The organism is Vibrio sp. 10N.222.52.B7 (assembly GCF_041474275.1).
GTDB classification, from domain to species: domain Bacteria; phylum Pseudomonadota; class Gammaproteobacteria; order Enterobacterales; family Vibrionaceae; genus Vibrio; species Vibrio crassostreae_C.
This window is the reverse complement of the sequence record NZ_JBFRTU010000642.1, coordinates 1-320: the sequence shown is the minus strand read 5'-3', so window position 1 is coordinate 320 and position 320 is coordinate 1. Positions and strand designations below refer to the sequence as shown.

1 pseudogene is annotated in these 320 nt (G+C 41.9%); it reads right to left on the bottom strand.

Annotated features, from left to right (window positions below):
- A pseudogene (locus AB4512_RS24605) lies at window positions 1-320 on the bottom strand (radical SAM protein); the annotation flags it as partial.

Below are 320 nucleotides of genomic sequence, written 5' to 3'. Positions count from 1 at the left end.
TCTTTCTCCAAATCCAATACAAGCCTTCCTCTAGCTCTTCAACGCTCATACGACTGGGCTGATAAACCGAATGGCTACCATCGTACTTGGACCAATCTTTAGTAAGAAGTCGCCCTTCACGCTCTAGCTGATTAAAAGACTCCGAACCGGGAAACGGAATCATGTAGTGTGGGATCACCTTATCAACCTTGATATCTTCGACGAACTTCTGCGTTTGTTTGAAGATAGAAGTGTCATGTTCATCAAAACCGAACAAAAAATCTCCCCATACTTCAATACCATGAGATCTTATCTCAGCGATGTACTCTTTCATTTTAGAT